Here is a 26,272-nt window from a genome sequence, read left to right as displayed (position 1 = left end):
TACGCTGCGTATACAAGACCTATAGAGTTTTAGTTAATAAATATACTTTTTTAAATACCACTCTATGGTTTTTATAATTCCTGTTTCAAAGTTTTCATCTGCTTTCCAATCTAATTCATTTTCAATCTTAGAAGCATCAATGGCATATCTAAAATCATGTCCTGGTCGGTCATTCACAAACGTAATTTGTTCAGAATATGAATTATCCTTTGGTACCAAATCATTTAAAATATCGCAAATTTTATGTGCTATATATAAATTATCGCGTTCGTTATTTCCGCCGATATTATAGGTTTCTCCCGCTCTTCCATTTTGAAATGCTAAATTAATTCCCTTACAGTGGTCCTCAACATACAGCCAATCTCTAATATTCTTACCATCACCATAGATTGGTATCGGTTCATTATTTAGAGCTTTTCTAATAATGGTTGGAATTAGCTTTTCGTCGTGCTGTTTAGGCCCATAATTATTACTGCAATTGGTAGTAACCACATTCATACCATAGGTGTGAAAATAGCTTCGTACGATAAAATCAGACGATGCTTTTGAAGCACTATAAGGACTGTTGGGAGCATAAGGAGTCTCTTCAGTAAATAACCCTGTGTCACCTAAAGTCCCATAAACCTCATCGGTAGATATATGAAGAAAGCGATTGGCTTTACAACCATCTTTATACGAAAATGGAGCATCCATCCAATAACTTTTTGCAATATTCAGTAAATTGAACGTGCCATAAACATTGGTATTGATAAATGCAGCAGGATCTTTAATTGAATTATCTACATGAGACTCTGCAGCAAAATGGATAACACCAAAGAAATTATAGGTTTCAAAAAGCTTATTTACGAGTTCTGCATCACAAATATCTCCTTTAACAAATTCATAATTTTCATCTGCATCGAGAGTACTTACATTATAAAGGTCGCCTGCATAAGTAAGCTTATCTAAATTTACAACCTTTACATTTTTATTGTTTTTTAAAAAAAAACTTATAAAATTTGAACCTATAAAACCTGCTCCACCTGTAATTAGTATAGATTTTGCTTTACTCATATTCTTTAATATATTTAAATATCTTAATGGCTAAAACCCCTATAAGAAAAAGTATTAAGCCTAAAACTGGAAATATAATAAAGTATCGTGTTTGAAGTTTTTGATCTTCTATACCCAACCTGTCAAAAGACGAAACAATATCAAAATAATTATTCTTTTCAACGATACTCTTATCTAAATAATTTAAGTTTTTTCTAATTATCTGTTCTTCTAAAAATAAGTCATACTCTTTAGTTATTGATTTTTCTTCTGTAATAGGAAGACCTGTATTTAGTCCGAATGATAAATCCCTATTTTTTGATTCGTTTTTTAAAACTTCTAAATATGTATTCTGAATACTATCTAAACGTGACAACTCTGTTATTAAAGACAAGCGATCTATATGAACAGTACTATCTCTAATTTGTTTTTGATGTTTTGAAAAATCATTCTCAAAAGTCTTTCTAAAACCTTCATTTAGCTTTCGAAAAACATCTTGCTTATTCGATTTTGCAGTAATCGTATATATACTACCCGATAATAAATCTCTATTATTAACATATTCCGCGTAGTTTAATTGATCGACTAACGAGGTGTCAATAGATTTTACATATTCGTCATACTCTACAAATAAATCATTCTGAGTTACAGGACCAGCTTCTAATTCAAATCCCTTTAGCTTACTAGAATCTAAGCTATCAATTTCAAAAATATTAGCTAATTCGCCAGCGTTGTTCGACTTAATTAACGCATTAAAATATTCAATATCATTAACTAATTGATATTTTGAATCAAAATGGGCTTCAACAACCATTTTAGAAAAATAAACTGGCTTAGTTGATTTTTCATAAATAAAACCTAAAACAGCCAAAATTATAAAAATAGCAACGGTAAATTTAAAATATACAATTAGTGGTTTTAAGACATAAATAATAGCAGAAAAAATCCCTATAAATATACTAGCAATAAAAGCAAACAGTTTTTCAAATAATCTACCGATTGCATTAAATAACTGTCCTAAATCAACCTCCTCATTTTCGGGTTGCTGTGGTAATCTCTCACTCATGTGTTATGAATTAAATATTTGTTCTAGAATTTTTTTTGTAATTACGTATGTTGGTTTAACACCAGAAGTTCCTAAACCACCAGAAGCTAAAGTACCTCCTGTTTCTAAAGGGTTATCACTAGCATAGTAGGCGTATCTCACTTTAACGTCCTCATTTATGCTACTTCTAACTCTAGATGCTGCTTGTATCGCTTTTTGATAATGTGCACCTTCCATCTCTAAACCAATGACATTCCATGTTGATTTTTTAAAGAATTTTAAAATTTCTTTATTTTGAAGTGATGTGCCCAAAACAGTTACCATGGTTCCTTCATAAACAGAAACTCCACAGTCTATTAAGTCCTTTTTACTCAATTCATTTTTAAATGGATAGTTATCTGCTGTACCTTCAAAGATATGTGCTGTAGGAATCATTACATCCCCTTTGCCTCCTTCTAAGATGCCCGCTTTCCCCATAATTGAAATAGATTTTACATCTAAATGAATGTCTTTTTCATCGACGTGGATCGGTTTCAAAAATTCATCTAAGGTCTCATAAGCTTGTTCTCCAAAAGCATAATCCATAACAAAAATAACAGCTTTGTTTTCTTTAGCTTCTTCTAAATACTTAAACTCAGTTTTAGAAAAATCGATTTTAGCAGTATCAAAAATCTGAATGTCTATATTCGTTCCTGATGTATCATTTATTTGAATCATTCCATTTTGCAACGCTAGCTTTTCAACTTTTTTACGTAAATCCGAATTTTTAGAATTACTTAAAGCCTCGTACGTTTGAAAAATATCTTTTTTAGCATCTGCTCCTTTAAGCGCTCCTTTAGCAAATAAAGAATTCATAACACTATGCATGTTGGCGCTAATGACATGAATTGGCCGTTCTAATAAGCCGTTTTTATGCAAAGCAGCCTTAATGGTATCTGCCCATATTTCTCCATGAATATGATGCCCTAAACGTTCTCTTAAAACCGGACTAAATGTTATAGTACGTTTAGAATTATTAATAGTTTCTTCAATAGCTAATTTCCCTAACCAGTATACGATGTGTAATAAACGTTCGGGTTGATCTTCAGTCGCAAATTTCGGATAAGCTTCCGTAAGCTCATTGAAGGTTCTTCCTAAAATATTAGCCGTGTGGGTAATCGCGATCTCACGTTCTTTCTGCGTAAGCTTCTTTGTAGAAAGTACAGCGTTCTCTAATTTCTGCCAATCTCTAACCGTTGAGCCATCCTCGTCAATAATAACACGTTTACTAATTTTATGAGATTCAACAAATAAAAATGTTAAGTGTGTTAATATGTCGTAAATCTCAGAGCGACCTCTTGTGATTTCAATATTCATTTGCTCATCATCAATACGATAGCAATTACGTCGACGTTTTGGTGGAATTATAGCTTTGAAATGCGAATTACCATAACCTTCATCACTTGTAAGGTTAATAAATGTACATTCTTCTATACCTTGGGGCAACCGATCTACAACATATTGTAAACCTTCTAATTCTGCTTTTTCCTCCCCAATAGAACCATAGATTTCTGGACGTAAAAGCAATAAAGCTTCACGTAATGTTTCACCAGAAACTCCCATGGGCTTATAAAAACCACGATTAAATAGGTGACGCATAGTAATATACATGCGTTCTATTGCACTAGAACTTTCTTGTGCTCTAGTTCTTCCTTGTTTTTTCTTAGTTGTACTCATATGCTGATTTGACCTACAAATATAGGCTTATTTCGTTAAATTAAGTTGATGCAAACTATCTGCAATTTTTCTGTCATTTGCGAGTCTTGGAATTTTATTTTGACCTCCTAATTTCCCAATTGATTTCATATAAGTTTGAAATCCGTCTTTTTTAATTTTTGTGATTTTTAATGGTCTAAGAACTTTTCCTTTTATCAAATCTAAATAATAACTATTTTGTTGCTGCAAGGACTGCTCTAAGGCTTCAATTAATACCGCTTCATTTTTTGGTTCATTTCCAAACTCAATTAACCATTCGTGATATGGCAAACCTTCCTCCGGACTTATTTGAGGTGCAACCGTAAACTCATTTACAGAAATCGAAGTACCTTCAGTAGCTTCCTTTAAAGCTTGCTCTACTTCTTTTCCTATAACATGCTCTCCAAAGGCTGAAATAAAATGTTTTATTCTACCACTTACAATCACTCTATAGGGTTTTAATGATGTAAACTCTACAGTGTCACCGATATTGTATGCCCATAAACCTGCTGTCGTAGAAATAATCATAACATAATTTACGCTTAACTTTACCTCTGAAATAGTGATACGTTTTGGATTATCCTCAAAGAAATGTTCGGCTTCTACGAACTCATAAAAAATACCTGAATTTAGCTGAAGTAACATGCCGCGTTCATTCTGCTTATCTTGAAATGCAAAAAAACCTTCACTAGCAGGATATAATTCTATGCTATCGACTTTCCGTCCTATTAAATTCTCAAATTTAGCTCTGTAAGGTTCATAATTAACACCTCCAAAAATAAATAGATTGAAATTTTTAAAGAGATCACCGACATTTTTCCCTGACTTTTCTATCAGTTTCTCAAAGTACATCTGCACCCAAGATGGAATACCAGAAATAATACTCATGTCTTCATTAATAGTTTCTTCAACTACGGCATCAACCTTAGTTTCCCAATCGTCTATACAATTAGTTTCTAAGCTTGGTAATCTGTTCTTTTGAAGATATTTTGGGACATAATGTGCTACAATACCAGACAATCTGCCGAGTTTTATACCATGTTTTTCTTCTAAAATAGGACTGCCTTGAAGAAAAATCATTTTACCATCTACAAATTTAGCGTTTCCTGTTTCATGGATATACATTAAAATTGCGTTTCTAGCCGCTTCAACATGTGTTGGCATACTTTCCTTTGTTATTGGAATGTATTTTGCTCCAGAGGTTGTTCCAGAGGTTTTTGCAAAATAAATTGGTTTCCCCTTCCAAAGTATATCTTCTTCTCCTGCGACAACACGTTCTACATAAGGTTTTAAATCTTCATAATCTCTTATAGGAACGTTAGATTGAAAATCTTTATAAGACGCTATAGAGGTAAAATTATGGTCTTTACCAAAAGCGGTATATTTTGCATTAGAAATTAAATGCTCAAAGACCTTTCGTTGCGTTTCAACAGGTCTAGACGACCATTTCTGGATACGTTTTGCAACATATTTAGCAAACGGTTTAGAAAGTGCGGCTTTAAATGAAGGCATTATTCAAAATTGATAAAGTTAGTTGGATCTACAGAATACCCTTTGCTCCATAATTCAAAATGAAGATGTGCTCCTGTGGTTAATTCACCAGCATTTCCAGACATAGCAATGACTTCACCAGACTTTACGACATCTCCTTGCTGTTTTGTAAGTGCAGAATTATGCTTATAAACAGAAATAAGCTCCCTATTGTGTTCTATAATAACAACATATCCTGTTTCTACGGTCCATTCCGCAAAAATTACTGTACCATCAGAAGTCGCTTTTACTGGCGTATTTACTGGCACAACAATATCTACAGCAAAGTGTTTCTCTTTTAAATTATAACCTTCGGAAATAGTACCATTTACTGGTGGAAATAAAACATAACTAGACTGATCTCCAGATACTTCAAATAAATTGTACTTATCTTCTTTAGCTACTTTATCTCTTAAAAGTGAATCCTCTCTATTGGTTGGTACTTGTAAAATATCTAAATCATTTTTAGCAGCTTCAATAATAGAATCTCTATTAAAATCTAATGAAGCAACATCGCCTGTTAACACCTTTCGTATTGAAGCATAATAACGCTTGTTTAATTCTAATTCTTGAACTAACGAATCTGTTTTATAATTCAGCATCGTCGCTTTCTTTTTCAATTTTGCTGAAGAATATCCAGGAATATATTCTCTTAGAGGTGTAAAAGCAATTAATAAAACCGTTAAAAACACAAGTGTAATGGCAGAAAGTGATGATAGTATAAAAACATTAAGTCGTGTTAACTTAATAGCAAAACGCTCCTCAAAGGTATCTTCGTTTAAAATCACCAAACGATACTTATGAAGTAGCTTTTTTCTGAATTTCTTTTCTTTTTTTTTCTTGTTTGCCATCAAAACAAAATTAGTTAAAATACTCAAATACTCTTATGATAAAGTCTTAAAGTTGCCATAAGAACGTTATTATTAAACTATAATTACTTAACTTTGCTGCCTAAATTAAAAAATTATGAGTTTAAGCATTATACCTTTATTTGTTGGTCCATGGCAGTGGGTTATCATAGGTCTTGCAATTCTTTTATTGTTTGGTGGCAAAAAGATTCCGGAATTAATGAAGGGATTAGGTAGCGGAATTAAAGAATTTAAAGACGCTAGCAAAGACGAATCTACCGAGAATAAAGAGAAGAAATAAAACAGAATCAGTAGATTTTAATCTGTTGAAAATAAAAAGAGGTCATCTAAAATTATGTTTTTGATGACCTCTTTTAGTTTATTAGAAACGTAGTTTATTCTACATTTCTATAAATTAATTTATAGTTATCGATTTAATAATCGACTCTAATTCAAAAATATAGTCTCGTTTCTCTAAGGATGGTGCATAAACATAACCATCTGCAATTAAGTAACGATTGTTAATCTTGTCTTCAATTGCGTAAGTTATAAATGGACCTGCCATAGTAAACCCCTTCATTACCCACATACCTCTTACTTCGTAAGCTGGTTTATTATCTATTATTGTTTTAAACATTGATGGTGCATAAGCATCCTCAACAGCCATATAAATACCGTCTTCACCAGGGATTTTAGATTTGGTAATTTCATCTCTCATTTTTACAATATCTACAATAGTACTGTCTCCTATAGAAATGGTTTCAAATGGCACTTCGTAAAACATAAGTTCCATCGTTTTTGTATTTGATAGATTTTTACGAATCCAGAAAAAATTATCATCAGCTTTACTTATTCTGTAAGCAGAAGGCATATTAATTGTAATACCTAACTTGTTTTCCATAGCCGTATCATTTAACAACGATAAATTAATACGTCGCTGCTTCTCTTTTACTTCTTCTTTAGTAAAGGCATCAATGATTTTTGCTTTATTCTCTTCTAGTTGCGCAATGATCTCTTTATCCGACTTACCACCAACTACAGCTACTGTTTGCGGTTTAGCAAAAGCTTCATGTACAATCTTAGTGGTAGCTTCAAGGTTTCCTTTTTCAATTTTAAGAACAATTCTACTTCGCGCGGCAAAACCATCAAAAACCTGAGTTGGGATTTGTCTCATATTAAACATCGGTTCTTCTGTTGGCAAACCATTTAAAGGCGCAGCAAAAATACTTCGAATCTGTTCACCCACTTCTCCTTCCCAAACAATGTTATCCGCAACGATAGAGATCGTATTTAAATTTCCATTAGAAGCTGGTAAATAAATAGTTTTATCTTCTGCCTTTTTATCCCCGCATGCCAATAATAACACACAAAATAATACAGTGTAAAGCGCTTTCATAAGTTTCGTTTTTTGTTGGTTCACTATTTAGACACAATTAGCGTCATTCCTATTTTTAGTTTATTACTACTAATATCGTTCCAATCTTTAATATTCTGAACAGAAACTCCAGAAAACTTTTGAGCAATGGTCCAAAGTGAATCTCCTGACTTTACTTTATAGGTTTGTTTCCCTGCCGAATTAATTACTTTTTTTTGTGATGAAGAACTGCTAGAGGTCCCATGATTCTTAGAATAAATGGTTAATCGTTGTCCTATTTTTAGGTCGTTACCTCTTAAACTATTCCATTGTTTTAACTGACTTACTCGTACTCCATATTTTCTAGCAATTTTACCAAGATAATCTCCATTTTGAACACGATAGCGTATCTCAGTATTTGCACTAGCACTTGCTAATTCTGGTAATTGTTTTTCACGTTTCTCAAATTCAGCGTTTGCAAAAGCATAAATTCTATCTTCATTAGTTACAAACGTACCAATCGCTTCTCGAGGCAATCGCAAACTATAGATTTTACCTTCAACCATAGGAATGATATCTAACTTATAAGATGGATTTAAAAATTGTAATGCTTCGATTTTTAACCCTGTTGCTTCGGCTACATGGTTTAATGAAATCATTTGTTTTACATGAACGGTATCCGTTTGTATGAGCTGAAAATCTGGACGCTCAGGATGAAAACCATGTTCTTCTGCGTATTCAAAAATATACATAGTAGCTAAAAATGCAGGTACGTAACCAGCGGTTTCCCTAGGTAAGTTTGTTCTAATATTCCAATAGTTTTTAGAACCACCAGAGCGTCTAATCGCTTTATTTACATTACCCGGACCAGAATTGTATGCCGCCAATGACAAGTCCCAATCCCCAAAAATACGATACATTCTATTCAGATATTCGCCTGCGGCTTTTGTAGCTTTTATAGGGTCGCTTCTATCATCTACATAACTACTGACGTCTAAATCATGTTCTTTTCCTGTTCCGTACATAAATTGCCAAAGACCAGTGGCTCCAACTCTCGAACGAGCTCTAGGTTTTAATGCAGATTCTACAATCGCCAAATATTTCATCTCTAAGGGAATATTCTGATTGTCAAATTCTTGCTCAAACATTGGAAAATAAAAATGACTTAATCCCATTAAACGTTCCATAGAATTGCGTCTATGCTTTAAGTAACTTTTAATAACACTCTCTAAAGATGTGTTGTATTCTACATTAAAGGGAGTTCTAGCGTTAAGTCTTTCTAACCGTGCTTTTAATGTATCTGTAGAAAGCTCAGGGTAATCCACAGGCTCATATTCTAACTCTGTAACAGATTTATATATGGTATCAAAAAGGGTGTTGCTATACAGCTCTTCTAACCACTTTTTGTCGAGTTCTGCAACCTCGTGTAAATCTTGCAGGTTTTTTACATCTAAGGAATCAGTAATTGGCTGTAATTTTTCACCAGGCTTAAACAGTTTACCATCAATAACGGCTCCTTTGGTATTTATTACTTTAGATGATTTATTTACAATACTATCTGTTTTAACTTGGGCATACCCATGGCATACAGACAGATATAAACAAGCTAATAAAAACGTTTTTAATGTCATGGTTTACAAGAATTGATTATATACCAATTACCAATTGAAATTAGTTAAAGTTAAAGCAACGCTTTTTACATCCTAATCTCAATTGGTAATTGGTATAGCGTTCAACATCATACAACGCTGAAATCGCTGAAAATAGTATATTTTAAATTATTAATTTAAAATGGCTGCAATACCAGGTAGGGTCTTACCTTCTAAGCTCTCTAACATCGCTCCACCACCTGTACTAACGTAGCTTACTTTGTTTTCAAAACCAAATTGCTTAACTGCAGCAACAGAGTCACCTCCACCGACTAAAGAAAACGCACCATTTTTTGTCGCATTTGCAATAGAATCGCCAAGCGCAATAGTACCTTTAGAAAAGGTTTCTAATTCAAAAACACCTAAAGGACCATTCCAAAGTATCGTTTTACATTGGTTAACAACAGCATCAAAATTTTCTCTTGACTTTGGACCAGCATCTAAACCTTGCCATCCATCAGGAATTTCAGTTACATCACAAACCTGAGTATTTGCGGTATTGCTGAAATCATCCGCTGCAACAACGTCTACCGGTAAATGAATTTTTACACCTTTAGCTTCTGCTTGTTTTAAAATTTCTAAAGCCAATTCCATCTTATCATCTTCACAAATAGAATCACCAATTTTTCCACCTTGGGCTTTTATAAAGGTAAATGTCATCCCCCCACCAATAATCAAGTGATCTACCTTATCTAATATATTTTCGATTACAGTAATTTTTGATGATACTTTTGCACCCCCAAGTACTGCTAAGACTGGCTTTTCACCATCTTCCATCACCTTTTTTATACTCTCAATTTCTTGAGCTAATAGACTTCCAAAACATTTGTTTTCAGGAAAAAAGTCTGCCACAATCGTTGTAGAAGCATGTGCTCTATGCGCTGTACCAAAGGCATCGTTGACATAAATGTCACCTAATTTAGATAATTGCTCCGCAAAATCTTTATCTCCTTTAGTTTCTTCATCATGGAAACGTAAATTTTCGAGCAATAGAATTTCTCCTGGCTGTAAAGCATTCGCTTTTTCTTCCGCTTCCGCTCCTACACAATCACTCGCAAACTTAACTTCAACACCTAAAATATCTTCAATTTTTGGAATAATGTGTTTTAAAGAAAATTCATCTTGTACTCCTTTAGGACGTCCTAAGTGCGACATTAAAACACAACTCCCTCCGTCTTCTAAAATTTTAATGATAGTTGGTTTTGCAGATACAATTCTAGTAGCATCGGTAACCTTAAACTCATCATTTAATGGCACATTAAAATCTACTCTGATTAATGCTTTTTTATTTTGAAAATTAAAATCGTTTAGTGTCTTCATTTTTTTGGTTTTGAAACACAAATATAAAGATTAGAAACAGAAATTTTTTATATAGTTTTGCTTTATGCAATTTTCGAAGGTTTTAGGTCAAAAACATATTAAAAATCATCTTACCACAAGTGCAGATTCAGGTAGAATTGCGCATGCGCAACTATTTGTTGGTCCAGAGGGTTCTGGCACGCTACCAATGGCACTCGCCTATGCACAATACATATTATGCGGGAATGTAAATGGTGAGAATTCTGGAGGAAAAGACTCATGTAATATAAAGTTTAAGAATTTCTCTCATCCCGATTTACATTTCGCTTTTCCTGTTACAACCAGTGATAAAGTAAAAAGTAAGCCTGTTTCTAAATATTATCTCGAAGAATGGAGGCAACTTATAGATCAGCAACCTTACGGAAACCTCTTTGATTGGTACAAACTTCTAGGTGTAGATAATAAACAGGGACAAATTGGAGTCGATGAAGCTCTAGAAATTGTAAAAGCACTAACGTTAAAATCTTATGAAGGCGGACATAAAGTAATGCTGATTTGGATGGCTGAAAAAATGAATACAGCGAGTGCGAATAAACTTTTAAAGCTAATTGAAGAGCCGCCAAAGGATACTATATTTATTCTTATCACGGAGGATGAGGAACAAATTATTAGTACGATAAGGTCGCGTTGCCAAATATTACATTTTCCACCCTTAGCAGAAGAAGCTATTTCTGAAGCTCTTGTTAGAAATTATCATATTGAGCAATCTGCCGCTACAAAAATAGCACACCAGTCTAATGGTAACTATAATAAAGCTTGTGATCTTATTTATCACGATAGTGAAGATATTCAGTTTGAAAAATGGTTTGTCTTCTGGATCCGCTCAGCATTTAAAGCGAGAGGGAATAAAGCGGCGATCCACGATTTAATATCTTGGTCGGAAGAGATTGCTAAAACCGGACGTGAAACACAAAAGAAGTTTTTAAACTTTTGTTTAAATTATTTCAGACAGGCTTTATTACTTAATTACAAAGCCGATGAATTGGTTTATTTAGAACCGAAATCTGATGACTTTAAACTCGAAAAATTCGCACCATTTGTTCATGATTCTAATATTTTAGAAATATCTGACGAACTACAAGATGCTATTTATCATATTGAGCGCAATGGAAATTCGAAAATTGTGCTTACTGACTTGTCTATTAAACTAACGCGTTTATTACATAAAAAAAGCCAAGCGTCTTAGGCTTGGCTTTTTAAAACAAATTACTATTTGTTATTATTTCTCTGTAGTTGCTTCCGTTGAATCCTCTTCTGTTTTAGAATCTTTACCGCTATACTCAGCATTAATTTCTTTTATTACTACGTCTGTAATATCAGTAGCTTCATCTCCATAAACTACACTACCTGCTTGGTTTTTTCCTAAAATAAATGTGTAACCATTCTTTTTACCATAACCTTCTACAAATTTGTTCATTTTTGAAATCACAGAATCCATCTCTGTATTAAACATTTGCTCCATCTGTTGTTGTTGCATTTGCATTTGTTGTTGGATTGGTTGCCATTTTTGAGAAAAAACTTGAGATTCTTCTTGTTGTTTCTGTGGAGACAATCGACTTAAACGTTGTTGAACAGATTGCATCTCCATTTGATATACCCTAGCAATACTATCACGCTGCTTTGTAAAATCGTCATTCTGAAGTTTAAATTTTTCTTCAATATCAATTTTCATTTGGTAATCATTGATAATTTCACCGTTATCAATGAAAGCAATTTTTTGTTGTTCTTGGCAAGATGCTGCACCAATTAAAACCATTACGCTTAAAACTATTTTTTTCATATTATTTCTGTTATTTAAATTTTGAGAAAATTCTATAAAATCTTCCTATTTATGTTTCAAATTAATTTTTGCAAATGTATAAAAGTTACGCTGTGATTTCTTCAATTTTTTCACTATTGATATTTTCTATTCAATATTACTTCTGCTATTTTAAAAATCTATCAAAAACAAAGCTAAATAAAGCGTTTTAAGCGTTGTTTTCATTTTTCGAATGCTACGTGTTGTTTTAATCAAATATCTTTAGTCATGAGCCTTTATATTAAAAATTAGCATTCTTTAAGACATAAATATGCGAAGAATACTCCATAGAACGTTTTGCCTTACGATTAGATTGCCATCCTATCCAAAAAGCCTTAACTGGATTCATAAAACCAGTTTTATATTTTTCAGAAAGTAAGCAGACATAATACGCATCAAATTTCATTGGTAAGGTTTTAACCAATGTCATATTTTCTTTTTTAAATAATCTTTCAATTGCGGTTTTTGAAAAATGCCATAGATGTCTCGGGACATCAAAAGCTGCCCAAAAGTTTTTATAATGTTTCGCATCGTAACTTTTAAAATTAGGAACAGCAATTACTAAAGTTCCATTTGGTTTTAAAAGTGATTTTAGCAACGCAGTTTGCTTTTCTAATTCCGGCAAATGTTCTAAGACATGCCAAAGTGTAATAACATCAAAGCTGTGCGGTTTTAATTTTGTTAATTCACTGCTTTCAAAAATCGAATTATTGGTTTTAGAATTCGCAATTTGCCTTGCATTACCATTTGGTTCTATCCCTGTAATTCTCCAATTCGCTTTTAAAGCCGTTTCTAAAAAATCACCTGTGCCGCATCCAATATCTAGAAGTGTTTTAGATTCTGATTGAAACGAATTGATAAGTTTAAGTTTCCGCTTTAAAGAAATCTCTCGCACTTTATGATAAGCAAATTCTAGTAAATTTCGTTTTGTATCGGTGTGCGAAATATAATCTTCACTTTGATAATACTCAGATAACTTTTCTCCTTCTGGTTGTGGATAGGTTTCTAACATATCGAGTTCCTTATTATGTAATAATTGGAATTCTTCTTTAGAAACAGAATGATCTTTTAAGCTTAAATATGTTGGGTTATTTTTTGACACAATTACACTTCTACTTTTAAAATGAATTACAATATTAATTATATAAGTTCATTTCTATTTATTTAACAAATGAAATTTTAGTCTTTTTTAAACTTAAAAAAACCGAGAACTTTTAGCTGATTATTGATTCCAAATTATACTATCAGAATTAAGAAATTAAACCCTAATCTACCTGATTTCGACTCAGACATTTTATATGGATCAAATGACATACTTATAAATTCTGAAATCTGATTTTGAATCTTTCGTTTTATAATTCGATTTAATATCAAAACTAAGACGTCAACTTTATGACCATTTAATTTAGACTTTAAAAGATGTCTATTTGTTTTTTACTGAATAATAAAATCCTTTGCAGATTACACAAAATAGTATCCCTCTTTAAAATTCAAAAATTCTGTGTTTCATCCTTACAAAACCATGATTTAGATTTACAAGAAGCAAACACTTTATTATCCTTTTCACTTCTACCCTACGATACAAAAAATTGAAAATTATAATTTACAAAGAACGTTTGTAACATAAATAGAAATCAGATTAGACTTCGTTTTATGATATCTACTGCAATAATTCTAACTAGATTTTAGAGCTTTTAAGATCTAATATCCCCATCAAAATAGTTTTTCTTTCTTCAATTGTTTCACGTGGAACATTATAATAATCAATAATGAGATTCCGGCTTCTGCAGAAATTAGCGTCCTAAGTAAACCAACAATACAGAAATATCATTAGGGTTGACTCCACTAATCCGTGATGCTTGTGAAATGGTTACAGGCTGAATTTTCGTTAGTTTTTGTCTTGCTTCAATGCTCATTGATTTCAATTTTGAATAATCAAAACCAGCTGGAATTTTTAAATTCTCTAGTCTATTTAGTTTATCCGCATTGTTCTTTTCCTTCTCAATATAACCAGCATATTTTACTTGAATTTCGGTTTGCTCTATAACCTCCCTATCTAAATTATTTGCTTGTATATACTGTTCAACTGATTCAAACTGCCTTACATCATCAATAGTAATATTCGGTCTTGCATACAACTTAAACATCTTGTCTTGCTGCTTAACAGGAGCCGAATTTTTAGATTCCAAAATAGGATTTGCTTCATCAGGAGTTACACTTGTCTCTCTAAAAAACTGTACAAACGCATCAGACTTCGACTCCTTTTCCTCCATACGTTTTAAACGTTTTTCTGAAGCTAAACCTAAATCATATCCTTTTGGTGTTAACCTAAAATCAGCATTATCTTGTCGTAATAAGGTTCTATATTCTGCTCGCGACGTAAACATTCTATACGGCTCTTCTGTCCCCTTTGTAATTAAATCATCAATTAAAACTCCGATATAAGCTTCATCACGTTGTAAAGTAAAAGCATCTTTTTCTTGCACTTTTAGACTCGCATTAATACCCGCCATTAAACCCTGAGACGCTGCTTCCTCATATCCCGTTGTCCCATTTATTTGACCAGCAAAATATAAACCCTCAACTAACTTTGTTTCTAAAGTATGTTTTAATTGTGTTGGTGGAAAATAATCATATTCGATTGCATAACCCGGTCTAAAGAATTTAACGTTTTCAAATCCTACCACAGAACGTAAGGCTTTAAATTGAACATCTTCTGGTAAGGATGTAGAAAACCCATTAATATAATATTCGCATGTTTTCCAACCTTCAGGTTCTACAAATAACTGATGACTATTCTTATCCGCGAAACGATTAATCTTATCTTCAATTGAAGGACAATATCGCGGTCCCACACTTTGAATTCGACCATTAAACATTGGTGAACGATCGAAACCTTCTCGAAGTAAATCATGAACCAATTCACTCGTGTGCGTCATATGACAAGAACGCTGTTCCTTTAACGGTTGTGTAGTGTCTAAATAAGAAAACTTTTCTGGGTGCTCATCACCCGGTTGCTCAACCATTTTAGAGAAATCTAAAGAACGACCATCCACCCTTGGAGGTGTTCCGGTTTTCATTCTACCCGATTCAAAACCTAAGTTAACGAGCTGTTCTGTAATTCCGGTTGCTGCTCTCTCACCTGCTCTTCCACCTCCAAAATTCTTATCGCCAATATGGATTAAACCGTTTAAAAAAGTACCATTTGTTAAGACAACTGACTTTGCTCGAACTTCAATTCCAAGTGAGGTTTTTACACCGACCACTTTGTGGTTTTCAACAATTAATCCAGAAACCATTTCTTGATAGAAATCCAAATTAGGAGTACCTTCTAACAACAATCTCCAATCTTCAGCAAAGCGCATTCTATCGGATTGCACTCTCGGGCTCCACATTGCAGGTCCTTTAGATTTGTTCAACATCTTAAATTGAATCGCCGACGTATCTGATACAATTCCGCTATAACCTCCTAAAGCATCAATCTCTCGTACAATTTGTCCTTTTGCTATTCCTCCCATTGCAGGATTACAAGACATCTGTGCAATGTTTTGAAGGTTCATGGTAATCAGTAAGGTCTTACTTCCCATATTTGCCGCAGCTACCGCCGCTTCACTTCCAGCATGGCCAGCACCAACAACTATAACATCGTAAACTTCGTTAAACATATCGTAACTTCTTTTTGTTCCACGTGGAACAATTAAATTTTAAAAATTTTGAATCTGCAAATATACACTGAATCAACCTGTATTAATTTCGCTTCGCTAAGTAGTAATCTTCTTTAGAACGCATCTCCTTTTCATCTGCATCCGTCTTGTCTTTATACCCACAATAATGCAATACACCATGAATGATAACACGAGCAATCTCATCTTGAAAAGCCACATTGAAATCGGACGCATTTTCTTCTACGCGCTCTACAGAGATATAAATATCACCATGTAGTTCCTTTCCTACTGAGTAATCAAAACTAATCACATCGGTCAATGTATCGTGATCTAGAAAATCTACATTCAATTTATGCAAATAATCATCGTTACAAAAAATGTAATTAATCTCTCCTTCTTTACAGTTTTCTTCTGATATGGTATTTGAAATCCATTCAGAAATTAGTTCTGTATTTTCTAATTTGAATTTGGTTTCGTAATTAAAACTAATCATTGGCTCCTTTAAAATACTCTTGAATTTTCTTCCTAAAATGATTCTGCAAAGGTAGTGCTTGCCGATTTAAAATTTCAGTAGTATTAAAATATTGTTTCGCTGTTGGAATTTGACTAGGATTGGTTTCATCAAAATCCTTTTTATTTGTTTCAGATTTACGTTTAGAATCCTGTCCTTGCATAAACGTAGCATTCTCTAATTTTAGTAAGTTATGTTGAAGATCCATCATCTTTTGTAATGTCTGATTCGTAAACCCAGAGTTCAATAAATCGAGTTCAATCTCTTCCATTTGCTTTATTAATTGTCCAGCCGATTCAATTTTTCCTTCCTTAGAAAATCGGTCTTCTAAGGCCTGTCTTAATTGTTGTTGTTGCTGGTAAATTTTAAATAACTCACCGTTTTGTTCTTCACTTCCACCTTCTCCATAGCCGTCATTCTTTTCACCCTCACCTTCACCATTTACCCCATCTCCATTTTTTCCATCTTTACTTCCCTTTCCATCTTTGCCATTCTTTCCTTGCCTTCCACCTTGTTTTCCTTCGCCATTTTGAGATCCATTTTCACCAGATCGACCACCTTCACCTTGTTTACCTTTTTTCTCACCGCCTTTTCCGTTCTCACCACTTTCACCGTTCTCTCCTTCTTTACCAGATTTCCCTTTCTCACCTGGCTTATCGCCTTCACCTTCTTTGCCATCCTTTCCATCCTTACCTTCTTCACCAGGTTTTTTTCCTTCTCCTTCTTTTCCGTCTTCACCTTCTTTTCCCTGTTCACTTTTCTTAACACCTTCCTCCATCTTCTCATTAAGCTCTTCTTGGCTCATAATAATGTCTGGTAATTGTTCACCACCTCCACTGCCTTCTCCTGGAGATGGATTCATTTGCATTTCCATATTATCTAAAACATCACTCAAAAAATTAGCCAACTCATTGGTCGCCGTAACCGCATATTGTTGTGCACCCACACCTTGATACAATCTATTTTCTGTCAATTGATCTAAAGCTTTGTCAATATTAAAATACACATCTGTAATTTGCGAATTTACTTGTTCAGAAATCTTAGGCTGACGCAAAGACAAAGCAAACAAACTATCATCAATATGCTCAAAATGTGTCCTGAGATTACTTTGCTCTATAATGTACTTACCGTATTTATTATTCTCAATGCTAATACTTTCAAAAGTATTCATAAGTGCTTCTTGATCAAATGAATACAATAATAGATTTTCTAATATTTGACGTAAAGATTCACTATCTTCAGACATTTGCTCACCGCCTCCACCACCGCCTGCAGCTGCCTTTTTCATCATTTCGCTCAACTGCTTCATCTTCTTAGCCGCTTTCTTTTGCTTATCTTTTGCCTTTTTCTGCTGCTCTTGGGCATCTTGTGGTTTCGCTTCAGAATCGTTTTCTTCCTTTTTTTCTAAGGCTTCTTTCGCTTCTTTTTGATCGAATTTTATTTCATCTTCTAAAAACTCATCCCTTGGAATATCCATTGGTTTTTGAAGCTTTCTGTCATCACTATTTAATTCTTCTAAATCCTTCTGCAGTTTATCAAATTCTTCATTTAATTTCTCTTGAGCTTCCTTGGTGTTCTCTTCATTTTTTTTAGATAACTTCTCCTGCTCTTTAGATAATTTTTCTAACTCATTAGCCACCTTTTCAGCTTTCTTCATCAAATAAAAACGCTTAGTCAATTCTAGAAGCTGTTGCATGCTACGTTTTTTATTCTTGTTTTGCTTAGCTAATTCTTCAAGTTTTTGTGTGAATTCTTCTTTGTTGATTTTATCATTTAATTGTTCGAGCTCCTTTAAAAGTTTTTCATCCTTTTTAAGTTGCTCTTCATTTTCCTTTAAGCGTTCTTTTAAATCCTCTTTAAATTGATCGTCTTTCTTTTCGTCTTTTTGAAATTCCTCTAAATTTTCTTGTAGCTTTTTGTTGAAATTTTTCATCAACTGTTCTTGATTTTTCTGACGCTTTAAAAAATCTTCAAACTTCTTTTTGTCATTAAAATTTAAGCTTTCTTTTTCCTTTTGAGTTTTTGATAACTCTTCTAGCTTTTTATCTTGTTCTTGAAGTTTATCAAAAGTTTTACCAATATTTTTTATAGTTTCATTTTGCTCATTAAGCTGCTTCTGCTCTTCTTCGTCTTTAGTTAATTTACGATAACTAAAGACAGAACTTTTTGTGCGTTTGTAGTTATGTAATGCATCGTTATCAAAAACTTCAAAATAAAGTTGGTAACTCACTCCATCTTCAAGATTAAACTGATCTGGAAATGCACTTACAAATTCACTAAAATTAGATGCTGAAATATGAATCGGTTGAACCACTTTTTTAGATTCATTGTCTGCCGGATAGTACACCAATTGCAACTTTGATAAACCATAATCATCACTCGCTTGTCCATAGAAATACAAACTTTGTTGGTCTACAGAATCTTTTTGAACCTTAATATTCAATTCTGGATAAACATCCCTAACCACATTAATATTGTAGGCTAAATTTTCATAATCTTTTAAATCTTCATTACTTGTTGTAATACTGTAATTGTAATTTTTAAAAAGTCGTTTTGAAGCTTCAAAATTATCGTTGGTATTTAAGGTAAAACTTAAGGTGTCTTCCGCATAAATTTGAACTCCAGTTGTGGCTTTGGTTTTAGCTCTCCAGGTGACATTAGTCCCTTCCGGAACAACAGCAGAACCTGTACTTTTTAAGACCTCATCTTGCTTTTTAGTATGTGCCGGATAATCTAAAACCATTTCAAAATTTACTAAACTAGGCGTATTAACCACGTTTAATATGTACGGTTTTGAAGTGACATTATTCGCTGTTAAGGTAAATTCTATAGCATCTTTTGGCAAGTTGAATGTGAATTGAAATTCACCAGCTGCTATTTGTTGTAAAAAGTAAGATTGCCCATTAAATTTGATTTGTGCATTCTCAGGAATTACATCTCCGGCCGTAGAAACATTCAGTTTAAAATACTTATTTTCAATTGCTTGTAGGGATTCATTCAGTACAAAAAATTGAAAAGGTGCTGGTGGCTCATAAGCCGTTTTATAGTTTACAACACGCTCATAACTATCGCTAAACCAATTGATCTTTCCTGTTACAAATGATAACAGTATAATCGCCAGTGGAATGGCAGCATATTTTAAATATTTAGTGTTCGACTTAAAATTAACAGCTGCTTTAAAAGGAACGGGTTGTAATTCTTGAGATTTTTGCTCAATACTCGCTAATAATAAATCTGACTGATATGGGTTTTGATTTAATTGAAGTACGTTTAATAGTTTGTCGTTAACTTCTGGAAAATGATTTCCAATTAATTTAGAAGCCGTTTCAAAATTAATGCCTTTTCTAAGTTTAAATAAATGCGCTAATGGAATGGCAATGAATTTAACAAAGAGAGCCAATTCTACAATAATAAAGGTCCAGAATAATAAGGTTCTTGCCGTAGGATTCAACCATAATACATATTCTACAAACAAGGTTATAATAAGGTATAATAAGCCAATAGCAAAAAATAATATAGCACCTTTTAATAACTCATTGGTGTAGTATCTTTTAATGAATTGTTCTAATTTTTGTTTTATGGTTTCGAAATTGCTCATTAGATTTGGCTATTGGATTTTAGCTATTAGCCTTTGGTTTAAAATGCTATATTACCTTTAACTGACTAAACTACGATTTTATTTTTATAGACATTAATTCAACATTGGTAAGATTCTGTTAATTATAGACAAATTAACGGCTAATTACGGTAAACTTAACTAGTGCAAATTTTCTTTGTTCTAAAATTCAATCAAACTATCTTTGCGCTTTAATATACAATTATGTCTAAAAAAGTACGTGTGCGTTTTGCACCAAGTCCAACAGGACCATTACATATTGGTGGTGTAAGAACCGCTTTATTCAATTATTTATTCGCTAAAAAACATGGAGGTGATTTTGTTCTTAGAATTGAAGATACAGATCAAAACCGTTATGTTGAAGGTGCTGAAGAGTATATTGTAAAATCTTTAAATTGGTGCGGAATGTCTTTTGACGAAGGCCCTGGAAAGAATGAAAAATTTGGTCCTTACAGACAAAGCGAACGCAAACATTTGTACAAACAATATGCAGATGATTTAATTGCGAACGGAAAAGCCTATTATGCTTTTGATACTTCTGAGCAATTAGATGCAGAACGTAAAGGCCATGAAGCCGAAGGAAAAACGTTTATTTATAACTGGCATAACCGTGCAAAAGGACGCTTAGTAAACTCTTTAGTATTAACTGAAGCCGAAACTAAAGCTAAAATTGAAGCTGGTGAAGATTATGTGATCCGTTTTAAATCTCCGCAAGATGAAACTTTACAGCTTACAGATATTATTCGTGGTGACATGAAGATTGATACCAATGTATTAGATGATAAAATTTTGTTTAAAAGTGACGGTATGCCAACCTATCACTTAGCCAATATTGTAGATGATCATTTAATGGAAATTACCCATGTGATTCGTGGAGAAGAATGGTTACCATCTTTAGCATTACACCAATTATTGTATGATGCTTTTGGTTGGGATGCACCAGAATTTGCACATTTACCATTGATTTTAAAACCAACAGGAAAAGGAAAATTAAGTAAACGTGATGGTGATAAATTAGGCTTCCCTGTATTTCCATTAGAATATACAGCGCCAGATGGAACAGTGTCTAGAGGATATAAAGAAGATGGGTATTTCCCTGAAGCTGTGGTTAATTTCTTAGCCTTTTTAGGGTGGAATCCTGGAACAGAACAAGAAATATTTAGTTTAGAGCAATTGGTTGCAGATTTTGATTTAGCACGAGTGAATAAAGCTGGGGCACGTTTTGATCCAGATAAAACAAAATGGTTTAATCACCATTACATGCAACAGCAATTAGATCTGGATTTGGCAGAAACGTTTAAGGCTAAGCAACCAGAATTGGTAGAAATAGATGTGAATTACATAGCATTGGCTGTGGGATTAATAAAAGAACGCGCCACTTTTGTGAGCGATTTTTGGGACTTAAGTCATTTCTTTTTTACGGCTCCGACATCTTATGATGAAAAAGCTTCTAAAAAAGCATTAAAAGAAGATACGACTGATATTATGAAATCCGTTATTGAACGTGTTAATGCTACTGATGATTTTACGGTTGAAAACCTTCAAACTAACATTAAAGGTTGGATTACGGATAATGAAATTAGTTTTGGAAAAGTAATGATGCCATTACGACTCGCTTTAGTTGGGGCTTTACAAGGACCAGATGTTTTCGATATTATGTACATGATTGGTAAAACAGAAACTGTAAAACGTATTGAGAATTTGATTAAACATAGTTAATATAAACAAGACCTGTCAGGTTTTGAAAACCTGAAAGGTCTGAAACATCAAAATTATGAAGTCTTATTTTTTCCTTTTAGTATTTAGTCTCGGTTTAGCCACGTCTTGTAAAAGTGAAAAAAAAGTAGAATTACCACTAGATACTGTAGCATTACCATTACACAATAAACGGGTATTAATTTTAGGTAATAGCATTACACAACATGGTTATTATGTAGACTTTATAGACTATTATTTACGTAAGCACTATACTGATAATTCATTAGATATTATCAGTATTGGCTTATCTAGTGAAACTATTTCTGATAGTTCTGAACCTGGTCGCGACTTTCCAAGACCTAATGTTAGAGAACGTTTAGACAAGGCATTAAAAGACATAAAACCAGATGTTGTTTTGGCTTGTTATGGAATGAATGATGGAAATTATCATCCACTAGACAGTCTTAGATTTCAAAAATACAAAAATGGGATTTCAGAATTAAAAACGAAAGTTGAAGGAATTGGCGCTCAATTAATCTTGGTGACTCCTACTATTTTTGATCCTAATCCGATTGCAGATCGCGTTTCAAAAGAAGGAGAACCTCATGCATATTGGCATCCTTATTATAAATATAACGACGTCTTAACGGCTTATTCCGATTGGTTATTAAGTCTCGAAACTGAAGAACTTCAAGTTATAGATTTACACCATCACCTAAATTCTATTTTAGCGAATATGAAACATATAACAGCGGATTCTACCTTTGTTCCAGATGGAGTACATCCTAATAAAATTGGGCATTTTTATATGGCTCAGAAAATATTACAAGATTTATATCCTGAGGTTCCTATCGAAAATCCTGTTTCAGAAATTGAACGTTTAAAAGCCGATTCTCTTTTTACTTTAGTTTCTAAAAGACGTAACTTACGCTCTGAAGGTTGGCGAAATTATATTGGGTATATAAAAAATGGTGACACTGTAAAGGCTGATTCTATTTCTTCAACCATTACTAAAGTAAAGTTATTGGATGACAACATTTTAAAATTATTGTCACAATAAATAAAAGCTCAAGTATTCCAAATATTGAGGTTAGTTATAGAGGTTCCTTTCAAATTATCTAATTAAAATATCTTATTTTTAAAGACACTTATTTTTAACTTAAATAAACATGCTATGGAAAATTACATTCTAATTCCAATTCTATTTTTTGGATTAATCATTTTAGCCTCCTCTTTCTTTATGGTAAAGCAACAAACTGCTGCCATTATAGAACGTTTCGGTAAATTTCACAGTATCCGTCAATCGGGTTTGCATATGAAAATTCCAATAGTAGATAAGGTTGCAGGCCGTTTGAGTTTAAAGATTCAACAATTAGATGTCATTATTGAGACTAAAACTTTAGATGATGTATTTGTAAAACTAAAAGTTTCTGTACAGTACAAGGTGGTCACAGAACGTGTTTATGATGCGTTTTATAAATTAGATTATCCACATGATCAGATTACGAGTTATGTATTTGATGTGGTACGTGCCGAAGTCCCAAAAATGAAATTAGATGATGTTTTTGTAAAGAAAGATGATATTGCATTAGCTGTAAAAGCGGAATTAAATGATGCAATGATGGACTACGGATTTGATATTATCAGAACTTTAGTGACTGATATTGATCCAGATCCACAAGTAAAAATTGCTATGAACCGTATTAACGCTGCAGATAGAGAAAAAACAGCGGCTCAGTATGAAGGTGATGCACAACGTATTTTAATTGTAGAAAAAGCCAAAGCAGAAGCTGAAAGTAAGCGCTTACAAGGTCAGGGTATTGCTGATCAACGTCGTGAAATTGCACGTGGTTTGGAAGAATCTGTTGATGTTTTAAACCGAGTTGGTATTAATAGTCAGGAAGCTTCGGCATTAATTGTAGTAACACAGCATTACGATACTTTACAAGCTATTGGAAGTGAAACAAACAGTAACTTAATTCTTTTACCCAATTCACCACAAGCAGGAAGCCAAATGTTGAATGATATGGTTGCTAGTTTTACAGCGAGTAATCAAATTGGTGAGGCTATGAAAAATCAAAAAAAGAAAAATGATGACTAATATAAAAAAGGTATTACTAGTTGTCTTAATAACTATTAGCGCAAATGGTTTTTCTCAAACCAAAACAGATGCCTTAAGGGATGCTAAAATAGCATCTAAAGCAAGTTTAGAAATGGACTTCGAAACCGTTCTTAAACATACCCTTCCATCCCTATTAGATATGATGGGAGGTAAAGATGCTGCTTTAAAAGTGATTGCGTCTACTTTTGAAAATATGAAAACACAAGGTTTTATCTTTGAAAAAGCAGATATCAACGGTGTATCCGAAATCGTTAAAGAGCAAGGTCAGTACCGTTGTATTGTAGAAGGTTTTAATCAGATGGTGATCTCTCAACAGCGTATATCATCTAAAAGTACGCTCTTAGGAATCTATAATCAAGCCGATAACTATTGGTGGTTTATTGAAGCTAATAAATTAAAAAATGATGCGTTAACGAATCAAATTTTACCAGATTTTAAAACTTCTTTAGAGATTCCTGACGATGATGTAAAGGTAGAACCTATAGAAAATTAGACTATAAAAAAACCTCGAAAGTTAATTTCGAGGTTTTTTTATGATTAAAATAGACTGCAATCAATGGCCTTCTTCTTTGTATTTATCTCTAATTTCTTTTAATTCATTAAGATAATTTTCTAAATCGGATGTATCTAAATTTACCTTTTCATTAGATCCATTGGGTAATGTACTTCTGGTTTCGCTTAAGTATTTTTGAAGTTCTGGATAATTCTCTTCTATATCTCTGGTTACTATAGAGATTTTAGTAAGTATTTTTTGTGATTCTTCCATGATATGATGAGTTTATCTAAAGATACTCTTTTTTAAAAGTTATCCCTCTCAATAAAACGTTAAAACCATGGTTACCTTAGTCTGTTTTATAGTCAATTATAGCTTGAACAGGACTCAACACACTATAATCTTTCCAAATAGAAGGGTCATATTCTGATATATAACTTATAGGATATTCTTTAGTAATTTTAAAAGCTGAATCATCTTCCAATGATCCTTTACTTATAAAGAATAATTCACTTTTAGCGATATAATCTTGTTCGATCATAAACTTTAATTTTAACTGTTGTTTATCGGTATGTTCAGCGGTATTGTTTCTAATAAATTTAAGCGAACGGTTGATATAAACATAGTTTCCATTTTCTTGACTAATAAAATACAAGTCATAAACAGCATTTTCATTCTTTTTAAAAATCACTGTAGAACGATACGCATTTTCTTCGAACTTAAACCCTGCTAAAAATTTAAGATTCATTTTAGAACCCGTTCTATTTTCAGCAAATTCATATTCTAACTTTACAACAGCAAAATCGGACGTGTTTACATACATTTTACCTGTGTATTTAGCTGAACGTTTTGTGGGATTAAAGCTAATGCTGTAAGTTGCTTCATCGTTGAGATAACTGATTCCGTCAATTGAATACTCGTAGCCTTTATCTTCGAATATAAAATCTAAATTTGAGTTTTCTACCAGTGAATTGTTTCTAATAATCCTAGAGACCTTATTATTAATTACAGTAGTTTTTCCTTTTTTAGAATCAGAATCTTCCTTTATAATTTTCCCAACTTTAAGTGAATCTTCAATAGTAAATATACTTGTTTTTAATTTGTAGGTTGCAGAAGAATCTAACACATTAAGTACACTTTTTATCAATTTACCATTCACCGCATCTGTAGATAAATCTTTTTCAATATTCACTAATTTAGTTGCTTTTATAATCTGACTCTGTGTACTATCTGCAATATGCAATAGGTCTAATAGTATATCTTCATAAAACTTAGAATTATTATTGACCATCAGTTGACTCATGGTCTCGAAGTTTTTATTAATGTCTTTAATTGTTGCTCTGTTGAAATTGGAAGATTTTGAAACTTCAAAGTCAAAATCTTTAATATTAAAATTGCTGCTTTCTCTCATAAAAATCCTTTGATTATCATTTACAGGATAGTTTTTTGAGATATTTGCTCTCACATTTTCCAAAATTTCTTCAATAGACAGAAGTTTGTTTGTAATAAAAACTTCTGAAAGCTCACTTATAGAATCTTCTAAAACATACGTTGGTTTTGTAAATGTTGAAAGTTGAAATTCTAATGATTTATACCCTAAACATGAAATTGAAACGTTATCCGAGCCTGAAAAATTATCTGTTTCTAGTGTAAAAACACCCTCCTCATTAGTTATAACTCCATAATTTGGACCAATCTGAAGTGTAACATAAGGTATGGGGTTATTATCAATATCTACAATTTTGCCAGTAATAGTCTGACTAAAAACGGTAGTTCCAATAAGAAGTAACGTTAGAATGAGCGTAATTTTTTTCATGT

General features: G+C 32.8%; 21 protein-coding genes. 6 read left to right on the top strand and 15 right to left on the bottom strand.

The window, feature by feature from the left end:
* Positions 1–33: 33 nt before the first annotated feature.
* The 5 genes from rfbB to HM986_RS05170 are packed head-to-tail and all read right to left on the bottom strand — an operon-like array spanning position 34 to position 6,192.
* Entirely contained in the window at positions 34–1,053 is a 1,020-nt protein-coding gene (gene rfbB / locus HM986_RS05190; protein WP_179333989.1) for a dTDP-glucose 4,6-dehydratase, read from the bottom strand.
* A complete protein-coding gene (locus tag HM986_RS05185) occupies positions 1,046–2,098 on the bottom strand; it encodes a hypothetical protein (protein ID WP_179333988.1) in 1,053 nt (350 codons plus the stop codon). Before HM986_RS05185 ends, rfbB begins: the two co-directional genes overlap by 8 nt.
* 3 nt (positions 2,099–2,101) lie before the next feature.
* Positions 2,102–3,793 carry a DUF6909 family protein gene (locus HM986_RS05180; RefSeq protein ID WP_179333987.1) on the bottom strand — a complete coding sequence of 564 codons (1,692 nt, stop codon included), beginning with the start codon at positions 3,791–3,793 and terminating at the stop codon, positions 2,102–2,104.
* Positions 3,794–3,820: 27 nt separating this feature from the next.
* Positions 3,821–5,323: a GH3 auxin-responsive promoter family protein gene (locus tag HM986_RS05175; protein ID WP_179333986.1), complete on the bottom strand. Its 1,503-nt coding sequence runs from the start codon at positions 5,321–5,323 to the stop codon at positions 3,821–3,823.
* Positions 5,323–6,192 carry a M23 family metallopeptidase gene (locus tag HM986_RS05170; protein WP_179333985.1) on the bottom strand — a complete coding sequence of 290 codons (870 nt, stop codon included), beginning with the start codon at positions 6,190–6,192 and terminating at the stop codon, positions 5,323–5,325. The genes HM986_RS05175 and HM986_RS05170 overlap by 1 nt, the downstream gene beginning before the upstream one ends.
* A gap of 115 nt (positions 6,193–6,307) precedes the next feature.
* Between HM986_RS05170 and HM986_RS05165 the strand changes: the two genes are divergently transcribed.
* Entirely contained in the window at positions 6,308–6,490 is a 183-nt protein-coding gene (locus tag HM986_RS05165; RefSeq protein WP_179333984.1) for a twin-arginine translocase TatA/TatE family subunit, read from the top strand.
* A 114-nt stretch (positions 6,491–6,604) separates the two neighbouring features.
* Here the strand turns inward: HM986_RS05165 and HM986_RS05160 are convergent, their stop codons facing one another.
* The 3 genes from HM986_RS05160 to HM986_RS05150 all read right to left on the bottom strand — a co-directional run bounded on the left by HM986_RS05160 (position 6,605) and on the right by HM986_RS05150 (position 10,512).
* Positions 6,605–7,585 carry a DUF4837 family protein gene (locus HM986_RS05160; protein ID WP_179333983.1) on the bottom strand — a complete coding sequence of 327 codons (981 nt, stop codon included), beginning with the start codon at positions 7,583–7,585 and terminating at the stop codon, positions 6,605–6,607.
* A gap of 23 nt (positions 7,586–7,608) precedes the next feature.
* Entirely contained in the window at positions 7,609–9,174 is a 1,566-nt protein-coding gene (locus HM986_RS05155; protein ID WP_179333982.1) for a LysM peptidoglycan-binding domain-containing protein, read from the bottom strand.
* 150 nt (positions 9,175–9,324) lie between these two features.
* Positions 9,325–10,512, bottom strand: coding sequence for a phosphoglycerate kinase (locus HM986_RS05150; RefSeq protein ID WP_179333981.1), 1,188 nt, complete (start codon positions 10,510–10,512; stop codon positions 9,325–9,327).
* A 64-nt stretch (positions 10,513–10,576) separates the two neighbouring features.
* Between HM986_RS05150 and HM986_RS05145 the strand changes: the two genes are divergently transcribed.
* A complete protein-coding gene (locus tag HM986_RS05145; RefSeq protein ID WP_179333980.1) occupies positions 10,577–11,737 on the top strand; it encodes a DNA polymerase III subunit in 1,161 nt (386 codons plus the stop codon).
* 33 nt (positions 11,738–11,770) lie between these two features.
* Here the strand turns inward: HM986_RS05145 and HM986_RS05140 are convergent, their stop codons facing one another.
* The 5 genes from HM986_RS05140 to HM986_RS05120 all read right to left on the bottom strand — a co-directional run bounded on the left by HM986_RS05140 (position 11,771) and on the right by HM986_RS05120 (position 20,123).
* On the bottom strand, positions 11,771–12,331 hold the full coding sequence (locus tag HM986_RS05140; protein WP_179333979.1) for an OmpH family outer membrane protein: 561 nt from the start codon (positions 12,329–12,331) through the stop codon (positions 11,771–11,773).
* Positions 12,332–12,590: 259 nt separating this feature from the next.
* Positions 12,591–13,451: a class I SAM-dependent methyltransferase gene (locus HM986_RS05135; protein ID WP_317167322.1), complete on the bottom strand. Its 861-nt coding sequence runs from the start codon at positions 13,449–13,451 to the stop codon at positions 12,591–12,593.
* Positions 13,452–14,142: 691 nt separating this feature from the next.
* Entirely contained in the window at positions 14,143–16,014 is a 1,872-nt protein-coding gene (mnmG, locus tag HM986_RS05130; RefSeq protein WP_179333978.1) for a tRNA uridine-5-carboxymethylaminomethyl(34) synthesis enzyme MnmG, read from the bottom strand.
* An 82-nt stretch (positions 16,015–16,096) separates the two neighbouring features.
* The gene (gene ybeY / locus HM986_RS05125) at positions 16,097–16,507 is read right to left on the bottom strand and encodes an rRNA maturation RNase YbeY (RefSeq protein WP_179333977.1); all 411 of its coding nucleotides are present in this window, start codon (positions 16,505–16,507) and stop codon (positions 16,097–16,099) included.
* Complete coding sequence (locus tag HM986_RS05120) at positions 16,500–20,123, bottom strand: DUF4175 family protein (protein ID WP_179333976.1); 3,624 nt, start codon at positions 20,121–20,123, stop codon at positions 16,500–16,502. Before HM986_RS05120 ends, ybeY begins: the two co-directional genes overlap by 8 nt.
* A 222-nt stretch (positions 20,124–20,345) precedes the next feature.
* On the opposite strand from HM986_RS05120, the gene gltX reads away from it, so the two are divergent.
* The 4 genes from gltX (at position 20,346) to HM986_RS05100 (ending at position 24,454) form a co-directional block, all read left to right on the top strand.
* Positions 20,346–21,860, top strand: a complete 1,515-nt coding sequence (gene gltX / locus HM986_RS05115) for a glutamate--tRNA ligase (RefSeq protein WP_179333975.1) — start codon at positions 20,346–20,348, stop codon at positions 21,858–21,860.
* A gap of 55 nt (positions 21,861–21,915) precedes the next feature.
* Positions 21,916–22,899, top strand: a complete 984-nt coding sequence (locus HM986_RS05110) for an SGNH/GDSL hydrolase family protein (RefSeq protein ID WP_179333974.1) — start codon at positions 21,916–21,918, stop codon at positions 22,897–22,899.
* A 114-nt stretch (positions 22,900–23,013) separates the two neighbouring features.
* Complete coding sequence (locus HM986_RS05105; protein WP_179333973.1) at positions 23,014–23,940, top strand: SPFH domain-containing protein; 927 nt, start codon at positions 23,014–23,016, stop codon at positions 23,938–23,940.
* Positions 23,930–24,454, top strand: a complete 525-nt coding sequence (locus HM986_RS05100) for a hypothetical protein (RefSeq protein ID WP_179333972.1) — start codon at positions 23,930–23,932, stop codon at positions 24,452–24,454. The genes HM986_RS05105 and HM986_RS05100 overlap by 11 nt, the downstream gene beginning before the upstream one ends.
* Positions 24,455–24,514: 60 nt before the next feature.
* Here HM986_RS05100 and HM986_RS05095 read toward each other — a convergent pair whose 3' ends face one another.
* Together HM986_RS05095 and HM986_RS05090 are read right to left on the bottom strand one after the other, a co-directional pair.
* Complete coding sequence (locus tag HM986_RS05095; protein WP_218841395.1) at positions 24,515–24,727, bottom strand: hypothetical protein; 213 nt, start codon at positions 24,725–24,727, stop codon at positions 24,515–24,517.
* 76 nt (positions 24,728–24,803) lie between these two features.
* The gene (locus tag HM986_RS05090; RefSeq protein WP_179333971.1) at positions 24,804–26,270 is read right to left on the bottom strand and encodes a carboxypeptidase-like regulatory domain-containing protein; all 1,467 of its coding nucleotides are present in this window, start codon (positions 26,268–26,270) and stop codon (positions 24,804–24,806) included.
* Positions 26,271–26,272 lie beyond the last annotated feature (2 nt).

It is taken from the genome of Winogradskyella costae, assembly GCF_013403865.1.
GTDB classification, from domain to species: domain Bacteria; phylum Bacteroidota; class Bacteroidia; order Flavobacteriales; family Flavobacteriaceae; genus Winogradskyella; species Winogradskyella costae.
This window is presented reverse-complemented; position numbering and strand designations above follow the sequence as displayed.

What these genes read in the sequence shown, in the direction of transcription:
- HM986_RS05160 (WP_179333983.1), bottom strand. Translation starts at nt 7,585, where the DNA reads ATGAAAGCGCTTTACACTGTATTATTTTGTGTGTTATTATTGGCATGC.
- HM986_RS05145 (WP_179333980.1), top strand. Translation starts at nt 10,577, where the DNA reads ATGCAATTTTCGAAGGTTTTAGGTCAAAAACATATTAAAAATCATCTT.
- HM986_RS05150 (WP_179333981.1), bottom strand. Translation starts at nt 10,512, where the DNA reads ATGAAGACACTAAACGATTTTAATTTTCAAAATAAAAAAGCATTAATC.
- HM986_RS05170 (WP_179333985.1), bottom strand. Translation starts at nt 6,192, where the DNA reads ATGGCAAACAAGAAAAAAAAAGAAAAGAAATTCAGAAAAAAGCTACTT.
- HM986_RS05155 (WP_179333982.1), bottom strand. Translation starts at nt 9,174, where the DNA reads ATGACATTAAAAACGTTTTTATTAGCTTGTTTATATCTGTCTGTATGC.
- gltX (WP_179333975.1), top strand. Translation starts at nt 20,346, where the DNA reads ATGTCTAAAAAAGTACGTGTGCGTTTTGCACCAAGTCCAACAGGACCA.
- mnmG (WP_179333978.1), bottom strand. Translation starts at nt 16,014, where the DNA reads ATGTTTAACGAAGTTTACGATGTTATAGTTGTTGGTGCTGGCCATGCT.
- ybeY (WP_179333977.1), bottom strand. Translation starts at nt 16,507, where the DNA reads ATGATTAGTTTTAATTACGAAACCAAATTCAAATTAGAAAATACAGAA.
- HM986_RS05090 (WP_179333971.1), bottom strand. Translation starts at nt 26,270, where the DNA reads ATGAAAAAAATTACGCTCATTCTAACGTTACTTCTTATTGGAACTACC.
- HM986_RS05105 (WP_179333973.1), top strand. Translation starts at nt 23,014, where the DNA reads ATGGAAAATTACATTCTAATTCCAATTCTATTTTTTGGATTAATCATT.
- HM986_RS05120 (WP_179333976.1), bottom strand. Translation starts at nt 20,123, where the DNA reads ATGAGCAATTTCGAAACCATAAAACAAAAATTAGAACAATTCATTAAA.
- HM986_RS05095 (WP_218841395.1), bottom strand. Translation starts at nt 24,727, where the DNA reads ATGGAAGAATCACAAAAAATACTTACTAAAATCTCTATAGTAACCAGA.
- rfbB (WP_179333989.1), bottom strand. Translation starts at nt 1,053, where the DNA reads ATGAGTAAAGCAAAATCTATACTAATTACAGGTGGAGCAGGTTTTATA.
- HM986_RS05100 (WP_179333972.1), top strand. Translation starts at nt 23,930, where the DNA reads ATGATGACTAATATAAAAAAGGTATTACTAGTTGTCTTAATAACTATT.
- HM986_RS05175 (WP_179333986.1), bottom strand. Translation starts at nt 5,323, where the DNA reads ATGCCTTCATTTAAAGCCGCACTTTCTAAACCGTTTGCTAAATATGTT.
- HM986_RS05185 (WP_179333988.1), bottom strand. Translation starts at nt 2,098, where the DNA reads ATGAGTGAGAGATTACCACAGCAACCCGAAAATGAGGAGGTTGATTTA.
- HM986_RS05180 (WP_179333987.1), bottom strand. Translation starts at nt 3,793, where the DNA reads ATGAGTACAACTAAGAAAAAACAAGGAAGAACTAGAGCACAAGAAAGT.
- HM986_RS05110 (WP_179333974.1), top strand. Translation starts at nt 21,916, where the DNA reads ATGAAGTCTTATTTTTTCCTTTTAGTATTTAGTCTCGGTTTAGCCACG.
- HM986_RS05165 (WP_179333984.1), top strand. Translation starts at nt 6,308, where the DNA reads ATGAGTTTAAGCATTATACCTTTATTTGTTGGTCCATGGCAGTGGGTT.
- HM986_RS05140 (WP_179333979.1), bottom strand. Translation starts at nt 12,331, where the DNA reads ATGAAAAAAATAGTTTTAAGCGTAATGGTTTTAATTGGTGCAGCATCT.